The organism is Actibacterium sp. EMB200-NS6, assembly GCF_001305615.1.
GTDB lineage: Bacteria > Pseudomonadota > Alphaproteobacteria > Rhodobacterales > Rhodobacteraceae > Actibacterium_A > Actibacterium_A naphthalenivorans.
The window spans coordinates 1,934,878-1,953,529 of record NZ_CP010869.1 but is presented as its reverse complement, the minus strand read 5'-3'; the positions used below and the strand labels follow the sequence as shown (position 1 = coordinate 1,953,529).

The 18,652-nt window shown below is 65.0% G+C and carries 23 protein-coding genes and 1 tRNA gene; 17 read left to right on the top strand and 7 right to left on the bottom strand.

From position 1 onward, the window contains the following. Nucleotides 1–154 precede the first annotated feature (154 nt). Nucleotides 155–493, top strand: coding sequence for an antibiotic biosynthesis monooxygenase (locus TQ29_RS09525; RefSeq protein WP_054538957.1), 339 nt, complete (start codon nucleotides 155–157; stop codon nucleotides 491–493). Nucleotides 494–518: 25 nt separating this feature from the next. Further along, entirely contained in the window at nucleotides 519–1,391 is an 873-nt protein-coding gene (locus tag TQ29_RS09520; RefSeq protein WP_054538956.1) for a sigma-70 family RNA polymerase sigma factor, read from the top strand. A gap of 176 nt (nucleotides 1,392–1,567) precedes the next feature. Here the strand turns inward: TQ29_RS09520 and TQ29_RS09515 are convergent. Further along, nucleotides 1,568–1,657, bottom strand: a tRNA-Ser gene (locus TQ29_RS09515). Nucleotides 1,658–1,813: 156 nt separating this feature from the next. On the opposite strand from TQ29_RS09515, the gene TQ29_RS09510 reads away from it, so the two are divergent. The 3 genes from TQ29_RS09510 (at nucleotide 1,814) to rpmA (ending at nucleotide 3,748) form a co-directional block, all read left to right on the top strand. After that, the gene (locus TQ29_RS09510) at nucleotides 1,814–2,638 is read left to right on the top strand and encodes a DUF2059 domain-containing protein (protein WP_054538955.1); all 825 of its coding nucleotides are present in this window, start codon (nucleotides 1,814–1,816) and stop codon (nucleotides 2,636–2,638) included. Nucleotides 2,639–2,835: 197 nt separating this feature from the next. Then, nucleotides 2,836–3,459 (top strand): 50S ribosomal protein L21, encoded by a 624-nt coding sequence (locus TQ29_RS09505; RefSeq protein WP_054538954.1) that lies wholly within the window; start codon nucleotides 2,836–2,838, stop codon nucleotides 3,457–3,459. Nucleotides 3,460–3,478: 19 nt separating this feature from the next. Further along, on the top strand, nucleotides 3,479–3,748 hold the full coding sequence (gene rpmA / locus TQ29_RS09500) for a 50S ribosomal protein L27 (RefSeq protein WP_037207477.1): 270 nt from the start codon (nucleotides 3,479–3,481) through the stop codon (nucleotides 3,746–3,748). 59 nt (nucleotides 3,749–3,807) lie between these two features. Here rpmA and TQ29_RS21120 read toward each other — a convergent pair whose 3' ends face one another. Next, nucleotides 3,808–3,939, bottom strand: a complete 132-nt coding sequence (locus TQ29_RS21120; RefSeq protein ID WP_255353420.1) for a hypothetical protein — start codon at nucleotides 3,937–3,939, stop codon at nucleotides 3,808–3,810. Nucleotides 3,940–4,104: 165 nt separating this feature from the next. Here TQ29_RS21120 and TQ29_RS09495 point away from each other — a divergent pair, with 165 nt between their 5' ends. The 4 genes from TQ29_RS09495 (at nucleotide 4,105) to TQ29_RS09480 (ending at nucleotide 8,110) form a co-directional block, all read left to right on the top strand. Continuing rightward, entirely contained in the window at nucleotides 4,105–4,644 is a 540-nt protein-coding gene (locus TQ29_RS09495) for a GNAT family N-acetyltransferase (protein WP_054538953.1), read from the top strand. 72 nt (nucleotides 4,645–4,716) lie between these two features. Further along, nucleotides 4,717–5,754, top strand: coding sequence for a GTPase ObgE (gene obgE / locus TQ29_RS09490; RefSeq protein WP_037207482.1), 1,038 nt, complete (start codon nucleotides 4,717–4,719; stop codon nucleotides 5,752–5,754). Beyond that, nucleotides 5,742–6,848 (top strand): glutamate 5-kinase, encoded by a 1,107-nt coding sequence (gene proB, locus TQ29_RS09485; protein WP_054538952.1) that lies wholly within the window; start codon nucleotides 5,742–5,744, stop codon nucleotides 6,846–6,848. Before obgE ends, proB begins: the two co-directional genes overlap by 13 nt. Beyond that, nucleotides 6,845–8,110: a glutamate-5-semialdehyde dehydrogenase gene (locus TQ29_RS09480; RefSeq protein ID WP_054538951.1), complete on the top strand. Its 1,266-nt coding sequence runs from the start codon at nucleotides 6,845–6,847 to the stop codon at nucleotides 8,108–8,110. The genes proB and TQ29_RS09480 overlap by 4 nt, the downstream gene beginning before the upstream one ends. Here TQ29_RS09480 and TQ29_RS09475 read toward each other — a convergent pair whose 3' ends face one another. Beyond that, a complete protein-coding gene (locus TQ29_RS09475; protein ID WP_054538950.1) occupies nucleotides 8,111–8,713 on the bottom strand; it encodes a histidine phosphotransferase family protein in 603 nt (200 codons plus the stop codon). Between the two features lie 30 nt (nucleotides 8,714–8,743). Between TQ29_RS09475 and TQ29_RS09470 the strand changes: the two genes are divergently transcribed. The 3 genes from TQ29_RS09470 (at nucleotide 8,744) to TQ29_RS09460 (ending at nucleotide 10,669) form a co-directional block, all read left to right on the top strand. Continuing rightward, nucleotides 8,744–8,926 (top strand): DUF3553 domain-containing protein, encoded by a 183-nt coding sequence (locus TQ29_RS09470; protein ID WP_054538949.1) that lies wholly within the window; start codon nucleotides 8,744–8,746, stop codon nucleotides 8,924–8,926. A 145-nt stretch (nucleotides 8,927–9,071) separates the two neighbouring features. Beyond that, nucleotides 9,072–9,851, top strand: a complete 780-nt coding sequence (locus tag TQ29_RS09465) for a GNAT family N-acetyltransferase (protein ID WP_054538948.1) — start codon at nucleotides 9,072–9,074, stop codon at nucleotides 9,849–9,851. Then, nucleotides 9,848–10,669: a 1-acyl-sn-glycerol-3-phosphate acyltransferase gene (locus TQ29_RS09460; protein ID WP_054538947.1), complete on the top strand. Its 822-nt coding sequence runs from the start codon at nucleotides 9,848–9,850 to the stop codon at nucleotides 10,667–10,669. Before TQ29_RS09465 ends, TQ29_RS09460 begins: the two co-directional genes overlap by 4 nt. 78 nt (nucleotides 10,670–10,747) lie before the next feature. Here TQ29_RS09460 and TQ29_RS09455 read toward each other — a convergent pair whose 3' ends face one another. Further along, entirely contained in the window at nucleotides 10,748–11,368 is a 621-nt protein-coding gene (locus TQ29_RS09455) for a thiamine phosphate synthase (RefSeq protein WP_054538946.1), read from the bottom strand. 134 nt (nucleotides 11,369–11,502) lie between these two features. Between TQ29_RS09455 and TQ29_RS09450 the strand changes: the two genes are divergently transcribed. The 4 genes from TQ29_RS09450 to TQ29_RS09435 are packed head-to-tail and all read left to right on the top strand — an operon-like array spanning nucleotide 11,503 to nucleotide 15,872. After that, nucleotides 11,503–12,249 carry an RNA methyltransferase gene (locus tag TQ29_RS09450; protein ID WP_037207501.1) on the top strand — a complete coding sequence of 249 codons (747 nt, stop codon included), beginning with the start codon at nucleotides 11,503–11,505 and terminating at the stop codon, nucleotides 12,247–12,249. Nucleotides 12,250–12,305: 56 nt separating this feature from the next. After that, on the top strand, nucleotides 12,306–13,454 hold the full coding sequence (ctaA, locus tag TQ29_RS09445) for a heme A synthase (protein ID WP_054538945.1): 1,149 nt from the start codon (nucleotides 12,306–12,308) through the stop codon (nucleotides 13,452–13,454). After that, nucleotides 13,451–14,929 (top strand): carboxypeptidase M32, encoded by a 1,479-nt coding sequence (locus TQ29_RS09440; RefSeq protein ID WP_054538944.1) that lies wholly within the window; start codon nucleotides 13,451–13,453, stop codon nucleotides 14,927–14,929. The genes ctaA and TQ29_RS09440 overlap by 4 nt, the downstream gene beginning before the upstream one ends. Before the next feature lie 10 nt (nucleotides 14,930–14,939). Further along, entirely contained in the window at nucleotides 14,940–15,872 is a 933-nt protein-coding gene (locus tag TQ29_RS09435) for a glycosyltransferase family A protein (RefSeq protein WP_082386591.1), read from the top strand. A gap of 7 nt (nucleotides 15,873–15,879) precedes the next feature. On the opposite strand, the gene TQ29_RS09430 is transcribed toward TQ29_RS09435, so the two are convergent. Further along, a complete protein-coding gene (locus tag TQ29_RS09430; protein ID WP_054538942.1) occupies nucleotides 15,880–16,671 on the bottom strand; it encodes an enoyl-CoA hydratase in 792 nt (263 codons plus the stop codon). A gap of 103 nt (nucleotides 16,672–16,774) precedes the next feature. Here TQ29_RS09430 and TQ29_RS09425 point away from each other — a divergent pair, with 103 nt between their 5' ends. After that, nucleotides 16,775–17,152, top strand: coding sequence for a PaaI family thioesterase (locus TQ29_RS09425; protein ID WP_235974471.1), 378 nt, complete (start codon nucleotides 16,775–16,777; stop codon nucleotides 17,150–17,152). 109 nt (nucleotides 17,153–17,261) lie between these two features. Here the strand turns inward: TQ29_RS09425 and speE are convergent, their stop codons facing one another. Beyond that, nucleotides 17,262–18,107, bottom strand: a complete 846-nt coding sequence (gene speE, locus TQ29_RS09420) for a polyamine aminopropyltransferase (protein WP_054538940.1) — start codon at nucleotides 18,105–18,107, stop codon at nucleotides 17,262–17,264. After that, nucleotides 18,104–18,610, bottom strand: coding sequence for an adenosylmethionine decarboxylase (gene speD / locus TQ29_RS09415; RefSeq protein WP_054538939.1), 507 nt, complete (start codon nucleotides 18,608–18,610; stop codon nucleotides 18,104–18,106). Before speD ends, speE begins: the two co-directional genes overlap by 4 nt. Nucleotides 18,611–18,652 lie beyond the last annotated feature (42 nt).

Here is an 18,652-nt window from a genome sequence, read left to right as displayed (position 1 = left end):
AACTACGTCTACGCTATAGCCCTCCAAAATGACTGATTTTGTTCCATGCGCGGAGTTAGCGCCTCTCCTCAGTAAGATTTTTCGCGCAGCGATGTCACATCTGGAGAGCCTGCCTTGTCATCCTTTTAGTAGCCACATTTCAAAGGAGACAAAGATGGCCAACGAAAATACCACAATAATCGATCCAAAGGCGAAGTGCCTGACCCTGATTAATGTCTATGAGGTCGATCCCGAGAAGCAGGCCGAATTGGCTGAAGCCCTCGCGGCCTCGACGGAAAGCACCATCCGACATCAGCCTGGCTTCATCTCGGTCTGCATTCACAACAGCCTGGATGGCATGAAGGTTGTGAACTATGCGCAATGGGCGACCAAGGAAGATTTCGAGGGCTTCATGAAAAAGCCAGAGACGCAGGCGCAGCTCAAGCAATTCGCAGGCCTCGCAAAATCGGTCGCACCAAGTCTCTACAAGGTCGATACTGTACACGCAGCATAGGAAACCCCGACAGGGTATTGGCACGATGAATGATATTCAGTCCGATCCAACATTTTCCGAAATCCGGCCTCGGCTTGTTCGTTTGGCTTACCGGATGCTTGGCTCGGTGGCGGATGCGGAAGATATCGTCCAGGATGCCTACCTGCGTTGGCTGGCCACTGACCAAAATGTCGTGCGCCAGCCAGTGGCGTTCCTGCACACCATTGTCACCCGGCTTTGCCTGAACGAGCTGAAATCCGCGCGCCGGAGACGTGAGACTTATGTCGGCCCATCGCTGCCCGAACCCATCATCAATACCGAGGAACCGGATTCCATTGATGATATCACGCTCCCGCTGATGATCGCCTTGGAGCGCCTTTCTCCGTTGGAACGCGCGGCATTCCTGCTTCACGATGTCTTTGGCATGGGGTTCGACGACATTGCAAACGTCATAGACCGCGAAACGGCTGCCTGCCGCAAGCTGGCAAGCCGGGCTCGCAACCATATCGAGGCCGCGCGCCCCCGCTTCCCCGTGACGAAAGAGCATGGGCTGGAAATCGCGACCGCCTTCTACACCGCATCACGCAGTGGGGATATGAAAACACTGCACTCACTTCTCGCGCAGGATGTAATCGCCAGCACCGATGGCGGAGGCAAAGTGCCCGCTTCGTCACGCCCGTTGATCGGCATAGACGAGGTGATGGCACGTCACGAACAGCTCGCACAGGAGTTCGGCGCAGCGCCATCGCTACTGGTCCGTTTTGCCTTGATCGACGGGCTTCCCGGTTTCATCACGGTCGAGAAAGACGGGATTGTTCAGACTACAGCCTTGCAGATCGACCAAGAAAAGGTGGTCGCCATCTATATCACCCGAAACCCGGACAAGTTGCAGCACTTGGACGGCGTTTCGCTGCAATAGGCAGAAAGAGCAGTGCGGCGGCGCTCAACACCGGTGCCTGCCCGCGACATGGCGGGGTCTCTCAAGAAGAACTGATTCATCAAATTCACCTCGGAAATCCAAGATAAACTCAAACTCTTGGGCGGGCGGTGATCGACGGCACATAGGCTATTGGATGCGGCAAGCGCAGCTCAAAATGGCGGAGAGACAGGGATTCGAACCCTGGGTGGGCTTGCACCCACAACGGTTTTCGAGACCGCCCCGTTCGACCACTCCGGCACCTCTCCGCAGGCCAGTGGCTTGTGAGGGGGGGATTTAGTGCCAAGCGCGGGGCGGTGCAAGCCGTTATTTTCGGGTCCGTGTTCGGGTCCGTGATTGCGCCTTGGAAAACCCCGCCCAGACCCTTACCTTTGTGCAAACCGACGCAAAGGCCCGGGTGCCCCATGTTCCAGCGTATTCTGCCGTTCATCGCCTTCGTAACTCTTGCCCTGCCGCTGCGGGCCGATCCCGCCGCGCGGGTGGATGATCTGCTGGCCGCGCTGCGGCTGCCAGAGACGCTCGAGATCATGGCCCAGGAGGGCATAGAATATGGTGGCGAGCTGGAGGCCGAGATGTTTGCCGGCCATGGCGGCGCGCGCTGGCAGGCGATGGTGGCGCGCATCTATGACGTATCGCGCATGGAAGAGATCATGCGCGAGGCGCTGGAACAGGAACTGGCCGGGCAGGACGTCGCCGCGCTGACCACCTTCTTCGCGTCGGAACTCGGCGCGCGCATCGTCGATCTGGAGATCGCGGCCCGGCGCGCCCTGCTGGACGATGACGTCGATGCCGAGACCCGGCTGAAGGTGGAAGAGATGCGCGCCGATGACGACCCGCGCCTGGAGCTGCTCGAACAATTCGTGACGGCCAATGAACTGATCGAGTTCAATGTGGTCGGCGGGCTGAATGCCAATTACGCCTTCTACAGGGGGCTGAGCGATGGCGGCGCGTTTCCGTTCGAGCTGAGCGAAGAAGAGATGCTGGCCGATGTCTGGTCGCAGGAAGACGACGTGCGCCAGGAGACGGAGGAATGGATGTATTCCTATCTGTCGCTGGCCTATGAACCGCTGGAGGATGCCGATCTGTCCGCCTATATCACCCTGTCGGAAACCCCGGCGGGGCAGGCGCTGAACCGGGCGCTCTTTGCGGGCTATGACGTGGTGTTCCGGGCGATTTCGCGCGAATTGGGGCTGGGCGCGGCCCAGTTCATGGCCGGGCAGGATATCTGAGCCGGCCTGGCACCCCCGAAAACCGGCATTCCGGCTTGACTTGTGGCGGCTCTTCCCCGATAAGCCGCATCTCTGCAAGGGGTTGGCTCTTGCGGATTCGTGAAATATCGCCCGAACAGGGCGCGCTGTCCGAAGGCGCATGCGCGTGAACGCCGCGAAAGCGGGGCCAAAGGACGCGGTAGAAAAAGGAAGAGCACATGTTTGCGGTCCTCAAGACCGGCGGCAAGCAGTACAAGGTTCAGTCTGGCGACGTTCTGCGCGTCGAGAAACTGGCCGCTGATGCTGGCGAAAAGATTCAGTTCAACGAAATTCTGATGGTCGGCGCCCAGGTTGGCACGCCCACCGTCGATGGTGCCGCCGTGCAGGCCGAGGTGATCGAACAGATCAAGGGCCCCAAGACGATCAACTTCGTCAAGCGCCGCCGCAAGCACAGCTCGCAGCGCACCAAGGGCCACCGCCAGCAGCTGACGCTGCTGCGCGTGACCGACATCCTGGAAACCGGCGCCGATGCGTCGGGCGTCAAGGCAGCCGTCGGGGCAGGGTCCGTCGCGGCCGCGGCACCGGCGCCGGCCAAGACGGCTGCGCCGAAAGCCGCCGCGCCGAAGACCGCCGCCGCGACCGGTGCGGATGATCTGAAAAAGCTCTCGGGCGTTGGCCCGGCGCTTGAAAAGAAACTGCACGAGGCCGGCGTGACCACGTTTGCCCAGATCGCAGCCTGGAGCGACGAAGATGTTGCCGCGATGGACGAGAAACTGTCGTTCAAAGGCCGTATCGAGCGTGAAGGCTGGATCGCCCAGGCCAAAGAACTGGCCAACGGCTAAGGTATAGGAGAACAGCGATATGGCACATAAAAAAGCAGGCGGTTCATCCCGTAACGGGCGCGACTCCGCCGGACGCCGTCTGGGCGTCAAGAAATATGGTGGCGAAGCCGTGATCCCGGGCAACATCATCGTGCGTCAGCGCGGCACCAAGTGGTGGCCGGGCGATAACGTCGGCATGGGCAAGGATCACACGATCTTCGCCACGACCGAAGGCGCCGTGACCTTCCGCAAGGGGCTCAAGGGTCGCACCTTTATTTCGGTTCTCCCGGTGGCGGAGGCCGCAGAGTAAGCCGAAACCTCAGGCACTGACAATTTCGTGGGGGATCGGCAGGGCGCCGGTCCCCCATTTTATTTCATTTTCCGAAAGGCGGCCGGAATGGGCGCGACGGCAGAACAGAACCGTATTCCGATCCTGCCCTTGGGGCCGGCGGCGTTCACCTTCGCCGTGATCGCCTTGTCGGGGCTGGCGGCGATCGCCATTTATTCATCGTCGGGCCGGGCCGCATCGCGACCGGGCCGACGTACGGGAGAGAGGGTCCTTGTTCGCGCGGCGTTGTGGCGTGGCGGGCGGGGAGTATTGAAACGGCCGCTGGCGGGGCTGCCTGCCGCCGGGGGCCGGAATGTGCTTTTCGGAGGAGCGAAGGCATGAAAATGGATTCCATCGTGTCCCAACCTGTGATCGAAACCGAACGCTTCCAGCTGCGGCCGGTGCGCAAATCCGACGCGGGCCTGTTGCAGATGTACGCGGGTGACCTGCGCGTGGCGCGGTTCACCCGTTCGATTCCGCACCCGCTGCCGCCCGGCGCGATCGAGGCCTATATCGCCCGCGCGCAATCTGAAACCCGCACCGAAGATGTCTGGGTGATGGACGGGTCGGACCAGAGCCTGTCCGAAGTGCTCGGCGTGGTGTCGCTGGAACGGATGGAGCGTGCGCAATCGCAGATCGGCTACTGGGTGGCGCCGGCGTTCTGGAACACCGGCATCGCCTCGGAAGCGGTCAATGCGCTTCTGGCGGCCGATCCGCAGAAAAGCCAGACGGTTTTCGCCGAGGTGTTTCAGGACAACCCCGGCTCTGCCCGTGTGCTGACCAACGCCGGCTTCAACTATATCGGCGACGCCGAGGCCTATTCGGTGGCGCGCGGCGGCAAGGTTGCGACCTGGACCTATCTGAAGAAACTCAACTGACCGGCGGCGGGGCTTGAGAGCCCGCCGCTTTCCCGCTATCGCCTGCCGGGAAGCTACAAGGGCCTGTGACCGATGAAATTTCTCGACCTCGCGAAAGTCTATATCCGCTCGGGTGGCGGCGGGGCCGGTTGCGTCAGCTTCCGGCGCGAGAAATATATCGAATACGGCGGTCCCGACGGCGGCGACGGCGGTGATGGCGGCAATGTCTGGGCCGAGGCGGTGGACGGGCTGAATACGCTGATCGATTTCCGCTATCAGCAGCATTTCTTCGCCAAATCGGGCCAGCCCGGCATGGGCAAGCAGCGCACCGGCAAGGATGGCGACGACATCGTGCTGCGTGTGCCGGTGGGCACCGAAATTCTCGACGAGGATGAAGAAACCGTTCTGGCCGACATGACGGAGATCGGCCAGCGGGTTCTGCTGGCCCGTGGCGGCAACGGCGGTTTCGGCAACCTGCATTTCAAGACCGCCACCAATCAGGCGCCGCGCCGGGCCAATCCGGGGCAGGAGGGCGTCGAGCGCACCATCTGGCTGCGGCTGAAGCTGATTGCCGACGCCGGGCTTCTGGGGATGCCCAATGCGGGAAAATCCACCTTCCTGGCCGCCACCTCGAACGCGCGGCCCAAGATCGCCGACTACCCGTTCACCACGCTGCACCCCAATCTGGGCGTCGTCGGGGTGGACAATGCCGAATTCGTGATCGCCGATATTCCGGGGCTGATCGAGGGCGCGCACGAAGGGCGCGGGCTGGGCGACCAGTTTCTCGGCCATGTCGAGCGGTGTTCCGTCCTGCTGCATCTGGTCGACGGCACGTCCGAGGATGTGGTGGGCGATTACCGCACCATCATTCATGAGCTGGAGGCCTATGGCGGCCATCTGGCCGACAAGCCGCGCGTGACCGCGCTGAACAAGATCGACGCGCTGGACGAGGCGCAGCGGGCCGAGCGGAAGGCCGAGCTGGAGGCTGCCGTGGGCGGGCCGGTGCTGATGATGTCGGGCGTGTCGGGCGAGGGGCTGACAGAGGTGCTGCGCGCGGTGCGCGCCGAGATCCGGGAGGACAAGCTGCGCCTGAAATCCGCAAGCGAGGAGCCGGACGCGTGGCAACCCTGAACGACGCCCGGCGGCTGGTCGTCAAGATCGGCTCGGCGCTGCTGGTGGATCGCGCCAGCGGCCGGTTGCGCGCCGAATGGCTGCAGGCGCTGGCCGAGGATGTGGCCGAGATCAAGAGCCGGGGGGTGGACGTGATCCTGGTTTCCTCCGGCTCGATCGCGCTGGGGCGCGGTGCGCTTGGCCTGCCGGCCGGCCCGCTGGCGCTGGAACAATCGCAGGCCGCCGCCGCCGTCGGGCAGATCCGGCTGGCCCGCGCCTATGAAGAGGCGCTGGCGCCCCATGGCATCATCACGGCGCAGGTGCTGGTGACGCTGGAAGACAGCGCCAACCGCCGCCGCTATCTGAACTCGCGCAATACGCTGGAACAGCTTGTCGGCCTCGGTGTGGTGCCGATCGTCAATGAAAACGACACGATTGCCACGGATGAAATCCGGTTCGGCGACAATGACAGGCTTGCCGCGCAGGTGGCGGTGACGGTGGGCGCCGATCAACTGGTGCTGCTCTCGGATGTCGACGGGTTCTATACCGCCAGCCCCGCGACCGATCCGGGCGCCAGGCGGTTCGACGTGATCGAAGAGATCACCCCGGAGATCGAGGCGATGGCGGGCGATGCGGCCTCGGGCCTGTCGAAGGGCGGGATGAAGACCAAGCTTCTGGCGGCCAAGACGGCCACCGGCGCGGGCTGTGCGATGGCGATCACCGAAGGGTCGGTGATGCGGCCGCTGCGGGCGCTGGCGGCGGGGGCGAATGCCACGTGGTTCCTGCCCAAGGAAGATCCGCAGACCGCGCGCAAACGCTGGATCGCGGCGATGAAGCCCAAGGGCGAGATCCACGTGGATGCCGGGGCGGCGCGGGCGCTGGCGCAGGGAAACTCGCTGTTGCCGGCCGGGGTTGTCCGGGTATCGGGCGCGTTCGGCCGCGGCGATCCGGTGGCGATCGTGGCGCCCTCGGGGGCGACGCTGGGCAAGGGGCTGACCCGCTATACCGCGCTAGAGGCGCAGGCGATCAGGGGCTGTCAGTCGCGTGACATTGCGGCCATTCTGGGCTATCCGGGGCGGGCCGCGCTGATCCACAGGGACGATATGGTGCTATGAAGGATATGGAAAACATCCCCGCGATGATGGCCGAGATCGGCGCGCGCGCACGCGCCGCCGCGACGGAGCTTGCCTTTGCCCCGTCGGATGCCAAGACCCGCGCGCTGAATGCCGCCGCCGATGCGGTCTGGGCCCGGCGGGAAGAGATCATCGCGGCGAATGCCCGCGACATGGCGTTCGGCCGTGACAAGGGTCTGTCGCCCGCCATGCTCGACCGGCTGATGCTCGACGAAACCCGCATTCAGGGCATCGTCGCCGGCCTGCGCGCCGTGGCCGCCCAGAACGATCCCGTGGGCGAGGTGATCACCGAATGGGACATGGACAGCGGGTTACACATCAAGCGCGTGCGCACACCGCTGGGCGTGATCGGCGTAATCTATGAAAGCCGCCCGAACGTGACGGCGGATGCGGGCGCGCTGTGCCTGAAGGCCGGCAATGCGGTGATCCTGCGCGGCGGGTCGGAAAGTTTTCATTCCTCGGGCCTGATCCATGAATGCCTGCAGGCGGGGTTGCGCGCCGCCGGCCTGCCCGAAGACGCGATCCAGCGGGTGCCCACGCGTGACCGCGAGGCCGTGGCCGAGATGCTGCGCATGACCGATTTCATCGACGTGATCGTGCCGCGCGGCGGCAAGGGCCTGGTGGGCCTTGTGCAGCGAGAGGCACGGGTGCCGGTGTTCGCCCATCTGGAAGGCATCGTGCATATCTATGTCGACAAGGCCGCCGACCCTGAAAAGGCGATGAAGGTGGTACTGAATGCCAAGACCCGACGCACCGGCATCTGCGGCGCCGCCGAATGCCTGCTGATCCATCGCGATCTGGCCGCGGGGCTGGGCGCCGATCTGATCGCCGCGCTGGTCGCGGCGGGTGTGACCGTGCACGCGGATGCGGCGCTGGCCCGGCTTCCCGGAACAGTGCCGGCCACGGATGACGACTGGGGGCGCGAATATCTGGACATGGATATCGCCGCGAAGCTGGTCGATGACGTGGATGGCGCGATTGCGCATATCCGCCGCTACGGCTCGAATCACACCGACGCGATCCTCACCGAGGATGACGCGGCCGCCGAGCGATTCTTTACCCGGCTCGACAGCGCGATCCTGATGCGCAACGCCTCGACCCAGTTCGCCGATGGCGGCGAGTTCGGCATGGGCGCCGAGATCGGTATTGCCACTGGCAAGATGCACGCGCGCGGGCCTGTCGGGGCCGAGCAGCTGACCAGCTTCAAGTACATCGTGCTGGGGGACGGGGCCGTGCGCGGCTGATCAGAACCGGACGGTGATCGCGTCGGGCCCGAGATCCATGTTCAGCGGCTTGCCGTCGCGGGCGCAGGCGTCGCGCAGCAGCGCGAACTGAACCTCAGCCGCGGTGAAGCTGCCGGGGGCGTGCGGATCCGCCATCGCCTTCCACAGCCTGTCATCGAGCGAAAGCCGGGGCCCTGCCGCCGACAGGTGCCAGGCGCCGGCGTCGGCGCGCACCGCGATGTCTCCACCCGTGGGCAGCGCGGTTTCGAGGCACAGGATCAGCAGCAGCGCGAGCCGGGCATCGGCGCGGGCCATGTCAGCCGGCAGATCATGGGCCAGCGCGATGCGCCCCTGCCCATAGGTATCATCCAGCACCGAGGCCATTTCCCCACGCCCGATCGTCTGATCCGGCGGCGCGGTGCCAAAGGCGATGCGGAAAAACCGGATGCGGGCGTTGGCACTGCGGGCGGCGGCGGAGACCAGAGACAGTTCCGGCCCCTCGGCGACGCCGGCCATCTGCAACAGCTCCAGCCCATTGCCGATCGCGCCCAGAGGGCTGATAAGGTCATGGCAGATGCGCGAACCCAGCAGCGCGGTCAGATCGGGCGGCAGGCTGTCTGTCACGGCCGCGCCCGCCGCGAGGAAGGATCACCGATGGGCGACATGAACGCATTGCTGGAACCCGGCCAGCTTGTCCGCCACCCGTTGCGGCCCGATTGGGGGCTGGGGCAGGTCCAGTCCAACATCGGGGGAAAGATCACGGTGAATTTCGAGCACGAGGGAAAGGTCGTGATCGACGGGTCGCGGGTCGAGCTCATGCCGGTCTATGACTCCTGACGGAAACGGGGGCCTTGCCCGAGCTTGTGCATGCGAATCTTAACGGAAAGTTAACGCCCGGCTTTCCGCGGCGGTGTTGCAAATCGCGGCGGCGCTGACTAGAACCGGCCCAGCCGCTGGCCCGAATGGAATTCTTCAGCCTCACATGCGCTCTATCGACGACCATTTCGAGCTGAAGCTCGCCAAGGACCCCGCCGATCTGAAGGCTGCGCAACGGCTGCGCTACGAGGTGTTCGTGGCCGAGCTTGGCGGCGACGGCCCGCTGGTCGATCACGACGCGCGGCTGGAGCGGGATGCGTTCGATCCCTATTACGACCACCTGCTGCTGATCGACAAGCGGCGCGACGCGGCGGCGCTGGAGCATGTGGTGGGCGTTTACCGGCTGTTGCGCGATGATCAGGCCGGGCGGATCGGCCGCTACTATACCGAGTCCGAATATGATCTGACGGTGCTCAAGCAAAGCGGCCGCAAGTTGCTGGAGCTTGGGCGATCCTGTGTTCACCGCGATTATCGCGGCGGCATGGCGCTCTATCATCTGTGGAACGGTCTGGCCGCCTATGTGTTCGAACATCGGATCGAGGTGCTGTTCGGCGTGGCCAGCTTTCACGGCACCGATATCGAGGCGCTGAAACTGCCGCTTGCCTATCTGCACCATTTCCACCTGGCGCCCGAGGCGCTGCGGGTGCGCGCCCAGCCCGAGCATTTTCAGCGGATGGACCTGATGGAGGCCGCCCGGATCGACCGCAAGCAGGCGATGCTGCTGACGCCGGCACTGATCAAGGCCTATCTGCGGCTTGGCGGCTTCGTGGGCGAGGGCGCCTATGTGGATCATGAGTTCAACACGACCGATGTCTGTCTGATCATGGATACGGCGCGGATGACAGACAAGCGCCGGGCCAAGTTCGAAAAGGACATCCGGGCGTGAACGCGAGCTGGACGGGGGGCGCACCGCCCGAAGACCCGCCCTTCGGCCCCTTGGGTTGGCTGCGCGTGCTCTGGCGCGGCGCGGCGCTGGCAGGCGTCACATTCGCCGGGCTTGCGGTGTTGCTGTTGCTGCGCCTGATCGAGCGGCCGTTGTTCGGGCTGCACCGCCCGGTGACCCCCTTCATCACCCAGTTCGTCTGCCGCACCGCCTTTGTCATTCTGGGGATGCGCTATCAGGTGCGCGGCACGCCGATGGCCGAGCGCGGCGCGGTGGTCGCCAACCATTCGTCATGGCTGGATATTTTCACGCTGAACGCCCGCAAGCGCATCTATTTCGTGTCGAAATCCGAAGTGGCGGGCTGGCCCGTGATCGGCTGGCTGGCACGGGCGACCGGCACGGTTTTCATCAACCGCGACACCCGAGAGGCGCGGCATCAGAAAGAGGTTTTCGAGGCGCGGCTGAAGGCGGGGCACAAGCTGCTGTTCTTCCCCGAGGGCACATCGACCGACGGGATGCAGGTGCTGCCGTTCAAATCGACTCTGTTCGCGGCGTTTTTCAGCGATGCGCTGCGGGGATTTCTGCATGTTCAGCCTGTCACCGTGATCTACCGCGCCCCCGCGGGGCAGGATCCGCGGTTTTACGGATGGTGGGGCGATATGGAGTTCGGGCCGCATCTGCTGAAGGTGCTGGCGGCCCGCCGGCAGGGCAGCGCGGAGGTGGTGTATCATCCGCCGCTGCGCGTTGCGGATTTCGAGAGCCGCAAGGCGCTCGCGCGCGGCTGCGAGGAGGCGGTGCGCGGCGGCTTGCCGATGAGGTAAGTGGCGGCTCTTGCTGCGCGCCCTCACGGGCGCGGATTGCCTCCGGCGGGGATATTTCTGGAAAGATGAAGGGGGCCGTCAGCCCATTGCGGCGATCAGGGCCGCCAGGGCAGCGGCGGGATCATCGCTGCGCCAGATCTCTTCGCCGATGCCGAAGAAATCGGTGACGGGGGCGAGCCGGGCCATTGTCTCGGCGGTGATCGCGCCTTCGGCGACGACCGGCACTTCGATCATTTCCGACCACCAGGTGAACAGCTCGGTTTCGGCGCGGGTGCCGTCGCCGAGCGCGCTGTCGCCGACCGGACCGAAGCTGATGTAATCGGCCCCGGCTTCGCCCGCGGTCATGCCGTCGTGGCGGGAGGTGCCGCAGAAGGCGCCGACGATGGCGTCGGCGCCGAGTTCCTTGCGGGTTTTGCGCACCGAGCGTGCGCCATCGGTGAGATGCACCCCGTCGAGGCCGAGCCGTTCGACGAGCTGGACATGCGTCTCGATCGTCAGGGCGATGTCGCGGGCGTGGGTGATCTCGCGCAGCGCATCGGCGGCGCGGGCGACGCGGTCTTCGTCCTTGCTGGCAAGGGCGAGGCGGACGCAGGCCACGGGATGGGCATCGAGCACCCGGGCCAGTCGGTCGGGGAAGCCCGACAGTTCGAAATCAGGCGGGGTGATGAGATAGATCTGCGGGCGCTCGACGTCGGCCATTGGCGGGCTCCTTGGCTTGGTTGCGCCCCTATAGCCGGGATTTGCGGGCTTGGCCATCTTCCGTTCGTGGCGGCGGCTTGCCTTGGGCGGGTGGGCGGCGTATCACCCGCGCGACCTGACCGCGAAGAGAGTTCATGACCAGCCCGACCCCGCAGCCCGCCTTTATCCTTGTCCGCCCGCAGATGGGGGAAAACATCGGCGGCGCGGCGCGGGCGATGTGGAATTTCGGGCTGGACCGGATGCGCATCGTGGCGCCGCGCGATGGCTGGCCGAACCCCAGGGCGGTGGCGATGGCAAGCGGCGCCGGGCGATTGCTGGACGAGGCGGGGCTGTTTGACGGAACCGGCGCGGCGGTGGCGGATTGCGATTTCGTGTTTGCCACCACGGCGCGGGGCCGGGGCCTGACCAAGCCGGTGATGACGCCGGAACGCGCGATGGAACATGCGCGCGCGCTGATCGCCGGGGGGCGGAAGGTGGGCGTTTTGTTCGGGCCGGAGCGGGCCGGGCTGGAGAATGACGATGTGGCGCGGGCCAATGCGATCATCTCGGTGCCGGTGAACCCGGCGTTTGCCTCGCTCAACCTTGCGCAATGCGTGTTGCTGGTCGGCTATGAGTGGCAGCGGCAGAGTGTGGACGTGCCACCGGAAGTGATGGAGATGGCGAAGACCGAGTTCGCCTCGCATATCGAGATCGAAAAGCTGGGCGATCATTATGAGGAACGGCTGGAGGAGGCCGGGTTCTTTTTCCCCGCGCAGAAGGCCGAGGGGATGAAGCAGAACCTGCGCAACCTGTGGTCGCGGATGCCGCTGACCCGGGCGGATGTGCAGATCTTTCACGGGGCGCTGCGGCAAATGGTGCGCTGGAAAGAGCATGGTGAATGACTTGAAGGGCAGGGGGCGCGGGCCTACTGTCCGGTCGTGAAACGACGGGGGGCGGCATGAGCGGCAAGCGCAGCATTTTCGAAGAGGTCGGCGGTGACAAGGCCCCGGCCCGGCCGGTGCCGCAGCCGGGCCTGATCGACAAGGCCCGCCGGGGCGCGCGCGGCGCGGTTCGGATCTGGCTGATCGTGCTGTTCGTGATGGTGGCGGCGATGATCCTGGTGGGCGGGCTGACCCGGCTGACCGACAGCGGTTTGTCGATCACCGAGTGGAAGCCGGTGACCGGGGCGCTGCCGCCGATGAATGCGGCGGACTGGGCCGATGCCTTTGAGAAATACCAGGCGATTCCCGAATATCAGATGCAGAATCGGGGCATGTCCCTGTCGGAGTTCCAGTTCATCTACTGGTGGGAATGGGGCCACCGGCAGCTTGGCCGGGCGATCGGGCTTGTCTGGGCGATCGGGTTTTTCTTCTTTCTGCTGAGCAAACGCATCCCCACCGGCTGGACCGGGCGGTTGCTGGGCATCGGTGTGCTTGGCGGGCTGCAGGGCGCGATCGGCTGGTGGATGGTGTCGTCGGGGCTGACGGGCGGGCGGCTGGATGTGGCCTCCTACCGGCTGGCGACGCATCTGGGGCTGGCCTTCGTGATCCTGGGCTTCATCACCTGGTATGTGCTGACGCTGGGCCGGGCCGAGAAAGACCTGATGCAGGCGCGGCGCGGGCGCGAGGGCAAGCTGTTTTCCATGTCGACCGGGGTGATGCATTTCGCCTTTCTGCAGATCCTGCTGGGCGCTCTGGTCGCCGGCATCGACGCAGGGCGCAACTTTACCGACTGGCCGTTGATGGCCGGCGGGTTTCTGCCGCCCGATCTGTTTTCGTTGAGCCCGTGGTGGCGGAATTTCTTTGAGGATGCGGGGCTGGTGCAGTTCATGCACCGGATGGCGGGCTATCTGCTGTTCATCTTCGGGCTGGTGGTGTGGAACCGCGCCCGCAAGAGCGGCAATATCAAGACCCGCCGTGCCTTTGACGCGATGGCGCTGATGCTGCTGGGGCAGGTCGCGCTGGGGATCGTGACGGTGATGAATTCCTCGCCGCTGCAGATCGCCATATTCCATCAGCTTGGCGCGATCGTCCTGTGGGTGCTGATCCTGCGTGCGCGCTTTCTTTCGCAATATCCCATTGCCCAATCCATCCGGGGGACCGCATGACCGCTTTTGACAGCCTGATGGCTTTTCAGCATGAGACAGAGGCGCTGGCGCAGGTCGCCGGCCGCCTTGGCTGGGATCAGGAAACGGTGATGCCGCGCGGCGCCGCCGCCCAGCGGGCCGAGGAGATCGGCGCGCTGGAAGCGGTGCTTCACGCCCGCCGCACCGATCCGCGTGTGGGCGACTGGCTGTCGGCGATCGACGACGCCGCGCTTGATCCGGTCGGGGCGGCCAAGATGCGCCATATCCGCAGGTCCTATGCGCGGGCGGTGAAGCTGCCCGAAACGCTGTCGGCGGCGCTGGCCCGCGTGACCAGCCGCGCGCAGGGCATCTGGGCCGAGGCGCGCGCCGCCGATGATGTCGGGCATTTCCTGCCGGTGCTGGAAGAGGTGCTGCGCCTGAAGCGCGAAGAGGCTGCGGCGCTGGCCGATGGCGGCGATCTTTACGACGCGCTGCTGGATGATTACGAGCCCGGCGCCACGGCGGCCGAGATCGGCGCGATGTTCGACCGGATGCGCACGCGGCTGGTGATGCTGCGCGAAAGGATCATGGGCGCGGGGCGCGATCCGGCGCGGCTGAGCGGCCAGTTCCCCGAAGAGGGGCAGCTGCGCCTCGCGCATGAGGCCGCGACCCGTTTCGGCTATGACTGGCGGCACGGGCGGCTCGACAAGGCGGTGCATCCGTTCAGCTCGGGCTCGGGCACCGATGTGCGCATCACCACGCGGGTGGATGAGCGCGACCCGTTCAACTGCCTGTATTCCACGATCCACGAGGTCGGCCACGGCTGCTACGAACAGGGGATCGACCCGGCCTATCTGCTGACCCCGCTGGGGGCGGGCGTGTCGATGGGCGTGCATGAAAGCCAGAGCCGGATCTACGAGAATCAGCTCGGCCGCAGCCGCCCCTTCACCGGCTGGCTGTTCGGGCGGATGCAGTCGATTTTCGGCGATGCCGGGGCCGCCGATGCCGAGGCCTTCTACGCCGCCGTCAACCGCGTGCATTCGGGCTACATCCGCACCGAGGCGGACGAGGTGCATTACAACCTGCATATCATGATGCGCTTCGATCTGGAGCGGCAGTTGATCGCCGGCACGCTTGGCGCCGCCGATCTGGAAGAGGCCTGGAACACGCGTTTCGAGCATGACTTCGGTGTCGCGGTCGACAGGCCCTCGAACGGGGTGCTGCAGGATGTGCACTGGTCGGTGGGGCTGTTCGGTTATTTCCCGACCTACACGCTGGGCAATGTCTATGCGGGTTGCCTGAACCTGGCGCTGCACAGCGCGCTGCCCGATCTGGACGCGGCACTCGCCAAAGGCGATACCGGGGCCGCCACCGGTTGGCTTCGCGAACACGTGCAGCGGCATGGCGGGTTCCATGAGCCGAAGGCGGTGATCGAACAGGCCTGCGGCTTTGAGCCCAACGAGGTGCCCCTTCTGGATTACCTCGACGCGAAATTCAACGCGCTCTATCACCTGTGACCCGGTGCGCATGAAACAGGAACAGGGGCCAGCCATGGTACCGGATTGCCGTGTCTTCGTCTTTTCGTTCAACCGCGGCCCCTATCTGAAGAACTGTATCGACTCGATCCTGCGCCACGCGCCGGGCCTGACGGTCACCGTGGTGGACGACGGCAGCACAGATCCCGAAACGGTGCAGGTGCTTGCCGCGCTTCCGGTAACGGTCGTCACCCCCCGGGCCGAACGGGTCGGCCGGCACGGCGGGCTCTACGCGAATATGCAATGGGCGCTGGAAACCTGCGACAGCACCCTGGCGCTGTTCATGCAGGACGACGTGCAGATGGTGCGCGACCTGGCGGCGGACGACTGGCAGGCGCTGCAGGCGTTTTTCGACGCCGACCCCGGGCATGCCTTCGTCCATCCCTGTTTCCCCATGGGGCCGCGCAAGCCGCGCAGCCGCCATGAATACAAGCCCTGGCCGCCGTTCCGGGGCTATTGCAATGACAATGGCGCGGCGGATCAAAGCGAAAGATCGCGCCGCTGGGTCTATGACGTGACGCTGTGCCACGCGCCGCGCCTGCGCGCCGCGGGCTGGGCCTTCGGCCCGACCGAGCGTGAGAACTCGAAACGTGCCGCCGGGTTGTTCGCGCCGATGCTGCATTTCGCGGACCCGTTCATCTGTCAGTTGCCCGAGGTTGCCACCCTGCGCTTCGGCCGCCGGACCCTGGGCGCGCGGCTGGCGGAATACCTGTCGGGCGAGGACGTCAAATCCTTCGCCCCGATGACAGGCGCCGAGATCGCGGCGCTGAAGACCCGCCCGCTCAACACGATCACCCTGGCCGAGGACGTGCTGCGCCCGGTCAATCCCGGCGTGCGCCGGCCCTTCGTGCACAAGGGCGTGAACCGCCGCTGGTACACCCGCGCGCTGAACAAGCTCGAACTGGCGTTTCGCCGGAGGGCCTGAGCCGGGGCTAATGCGGCCAGTCCGGCGGGCGCTTTTCCAGAAAGGCGGCAATGCCTTCCTCGGTGTCACGGAACAGCATGTTCTGCACCATCACGTCCCCGGCATAGGCATATGCCTGATCAACGGGCATCTGCATCTGTTCGTAAAAGGCCGCCTTGCCGATCTTCACCGCAGCGCTCAGCTTTTGCGCCACCATCCCGGCCAGCGCCCGCGTCGCCTCGGCAAGCTCGCTCGGTGGCACGGCGCGGTTGATCAATCCCAGCGCCTCGGCCCGTTCGGTGCCGATGAACTGGCCCGTCGTCAGCATTTCGAAGGCCTGTTTGCGCGGAATATTCCGAGAAAGCGCCACCATCGGGGTGGAACAGAACAGCCCGATGTTCACCCCGTTCACCCCGAACCGCGTGCCCTCGGCCGCGATCGCCATGTCGCAGGAGGCGACAAGCTGGCAGCCCGCGGCGGTGGCAATTCCGTGCACCTCTGCGACGACCGGCTGGGGCAGGCGTTGCAGCCCGATCATGACGCGTGCGCAGCGGGCGAACAGATCGGCGAAATAGGCCTTGCCGCCATCCTCGGCCTGCCGCCCGGCTGTCATCTCCTTCAGATCATGGCCAGCGCAAAACATCTTGCCCGCCCCGCGCAGAATCACAGCCCGCGTGGCGCTGTCATCCGACAGGGCGTCGATCTGCGCCTGCAAAGCTGCCAGCATGGCGTCGGACAGCGCGTTCAGCCGGTCCGGCAGGTTCAGCGTCAACTCGGCCACGCCATCCCGGTCCGCGCGCAAAAGGATTTCTTCGCCCATCTTGTCATTCCCTCCCTTTTGGAAAAGTCTATGCGCCAAAGCGAACGGGGGGAAGCGCGTGCAGCCGGTTATGGGGATCACGGAACTCGAAGGGTTCCTCGCAATGACTTTTCCGCAAGTCAGCGACGACTTCACGATCGAGGACATCGGCCCGATGACTGCGCGCCTGCGCCTGAATGTGGGCGAACAGCACCTGCGCCCGGGCGGTACCGTTTCGGGTCCTTCGATCTTCGCGCTGGCGGATGTGTCGGTCTACCTGGCGATTCTGGCAATGATCGGGCCACAGGCGCTGGCTGTGACCACCAATTGCGCGATTGATTTCATGCGCAAGCCAGAAGCGGGCAAAGACCTGATCTGCGAGGCCAAGCTTCTGAAACTCGGCCGCGTGCTCGCCGTCGGTGACGCGCTGGTTTTCTCACAAGGACTGGCGGCGCCGGTGGCCCGGGGCGGGCTGACCTATTCTATCCCGCCGAAACGCTAGCCTTTTCATCTTTCCCGAAATATCCCCGCCGGAGGCAAGAAAGTTGATGTCGCGCCGGTAGAGTTCGATGCCTCCGGCGGGGATATTTCTTGGAAAGATGAAGGCCCTTTCAGGGAAGCAGACGCTTGATGTAGCCGGGCAGGGCAAAGGCGGCCTTGTGGACCTCGGGGGTATAGTAACCCGTCTCTATCTTCGCCGTGTCGAACCGGCTCTGCAGCACGTCCAGCGGCACCCTGCCGGCGGGGCCGTCGGTGCCCCAGCCAAAGGCCATCGGCCCGCCGGCATAGGTGGGGATCGTGGCGGTGTAGCAGCCCCAATCGGCGAACAGCGCCTTGAAGGCGCGCATGGAGTTGGACAGCTCTGCGCCCTGAAGGAAGGGCACGCCGTTCTGGGTGACAAGAATGCCGTCCGCGGTCAGGGCGCGCCTGGCGTGGCCGTAGAAGGTATCGGTGAACAGCACCTCGCCCGGGCCGATCGGATCGGTGGAATCGACGATGATCACGTCGAATTTTTCCGTTGTTTCGCGCATGAAAGCGGCGCCGTCGTCGATGACGAGGGTCAGGCGCGGGTCTTCGAACGCGCCCGCCGAAAGCATCGGCAGGTACTCTTTCGAAAATTCCACCACGCCCGCGTCGATCTCGACCATGGTGACATGGTCGAGTGATGTGTGGCGCAGCACCTCGCGTGCCATGCCGCCGTCGCCGCCGCCGATGATCAGCACGCGCCTGGCGGCGCCATGGGCGAGGATCGGCACATGGGTCAGCATTTCATGGTAGATGAAATTGTCGCCCTCGGTGGTCTGCACCACGTCGTCGAGTGTCAGGACACGGCCGAAGGTGCCGTTCTGAAACACCTTGAGCCGCTGATGCTCTGTCTTGCTGTCGTAGAGCATTTCGTCCACGCGCAGCGCCTGGGCGTAGTCGGGATGCAGGGTTTCGCGCAGCCAGTCGCTCATGCCGCTGCGGCCCCGGTCACCAGCCCGTCGCCGCGCAGCAGTTCCTTGACGCGCACGTCATCGGTTGCGAAGGCGCGTTTCAGCACGTCGACCGCCTTCCAGGGGTCAGCGTCGCCGCACATGAACACATCGAACGCGCCATAGCCGATTTCGGGCCAGGTGTGGACGGAGATATGGCTTTCGGCCAGCACCGCCACGCCGGAGACGCCCTGGGGGCTGAACTTGTGCGTATGGATGTGCAGCAGCGTTGCGCCACAGGCCGTCACGCAATCGCGGAAGGCCTTTTGAATGCCGGCTTCCTCATCCAGACCGTGGCCGTTCACCACCTCGATGATCAGGTGCGTTCCGGCAAAGACCCGGCCATCGCGGCGGATGAAGTGATCATCGCGCGTTTCGTCGAAAATGTCAGGTGTGTCGTTTGCAGCCGAAAGGCCGCAGGTGTCTTCCGCGTGGGCGCCTGTCTCCAGACCGATCCCCAGTTGGAAGAGGTTGGCGCGTTCCATGGCGCATCCCCTTCTTACCAGCAGATTGAATCCAGAGGTTCC

Excerpts from the sequence above, each read along its gene's own strand:
- TQ29_RS09525 (WP_054538957.1), top strand. The coding sequence starts at position 155 with ATGGCCAACGAAAATACCACAATAATCGATCCAAAGGCGAAGTGCCTG.
- TQ29_RS09520 (WP_054538956.1), top strand. The coding sequence starts at position 519 with ATGAATGATATTCAGTCCGATCCAACATTTTCCGAAATCCGGCCTCGG.
- TQ29_RS09510 (WP_054538955.1), top strand. The coding sequence starts at position 1,814 with ATGTTCCAGCGTATTCTGCCGTTCATCGCCTTCGTAACTCTTGCCCTG.
- TQ29_RS09505 (WP_054538954.1), top strand. The coding sequence starts at position 2,836 with ATGTTTGCGGTCCTCAAGACCGGCGGCAAGCAGTACAAGGTTCAGTCT.
- rpmA (WP_037207477.1), top strand. The coding sequence starts at position 3,479 with ATGGCACATAAAAAAGCAGGCGGTTCATCCCGTAACGGGCGCGACTCC.
- TQ29_RS21120 (WP_255353420.1), bottom strand. The coding sequence starts at position 3,939 with ATGGCGATCGCCGCCAGCCCCGACAAGGCGATCACGGCGAAGGTGAAC.
- TQ29_RS09495 (WP_054538953.1), top strand. The coding sequence starts at position 4,105 with ATGAAAATGGATTCCATCGTGTCCCAACCTGTGATCGAAACCGAACGC.
- obgE (WP_037207482.1), top strand. The coding sequence starts at position 4,717 with ATGAAATTTCTCGACCTCGCGAAAGTCTATATCCGCTCGGGTGGCGGC.
- TQ29_RS09480 (WP_054538951.1), top strand. The coding sequence starts at position 6,845 with ATGAAGGATATGGAAAACATCCCCGCGATGATGGCCGAGATCGGCGCG.
- TQ29_RS09470 (WP_054538949.1), top strand. The coding sequence starts at position 8,744 with ATGGGCGACATGAACGCATTGCTGGAACCCGGCCAGCTTGTCCGCCAC.
- TQ29_RS09465 (WP_054538948.1), top strand. The coding sequence starts at position 9,072 with ATGCGCTCTATCGACGACCATTTCGAGCTGAAGCTCGCCAAGGACCCC.
- TQ29_RS09455 (WP_054538946.1), bottom strand. The coding sequence starts at position 11,368 with ATGGCCGACGTCGAGCGCCCGCAGATCTATCTCATCACCCCGCCTGAT.
- TQ29_RS09450 (WP_037207501.1), top strand. The coding sequence starts at position 11,503 with ATGACCAGCCCGACCCCGCAGCCCGCCTTTATCCTTGTCCGCCCGCAG.
- ctaA (WP_054538945.1), top strand. The coding sequence starts at position 12,306 with ATGAGCGGCAAGCGCAGCATTTTCGAAGAGGTCGGCGGTGACAAGGCC.
- TQ29_RS09440 (WP_054538944.1), top strand. The coding sequence starts at position 13,451 with ATGACCGCTTTTGACAGCCTGATGGCTTTTCAGCATGAGACAGAGGCG.
- TQ29_RS09435 (WP_082386591.1), top strand. The coding sequence starts at position 14,940 with ATGAAACAGGAACAGGGGCCAGCCATGGTACCGGATTGCCGTGTCTTC.
- TQ29_RS09430 (WP_054538942.1), bottom strand. The coding sequence starts at position 16,671 with ATGGGCGAAGAAATCCTTTTGCGCGCGGACCGGGATGGCGTGGCCGAG.
- TQ29_RS09425 (WP_235974471.1), top strand. The coding sequence starts at position 16,775 with ATGACTTTTCCGCAAGTCAGCGACGACTTCACGATCGAGGACATCGGC.
- speE (WP_054538940.1), bottom strand. The coding sequence starts at position 18,107 with ATGAGCGACTGGCTGCGCGAAACCCTGCATCCCGACTACGCCCAGGCG.
- speD (WP_054538939.1), bottom strand. The coding sequence starts at position 18,610 with ATGGAACGCGCCAACCTCTTCCAACTGGGGATCGGTCTGGAGACAGGC.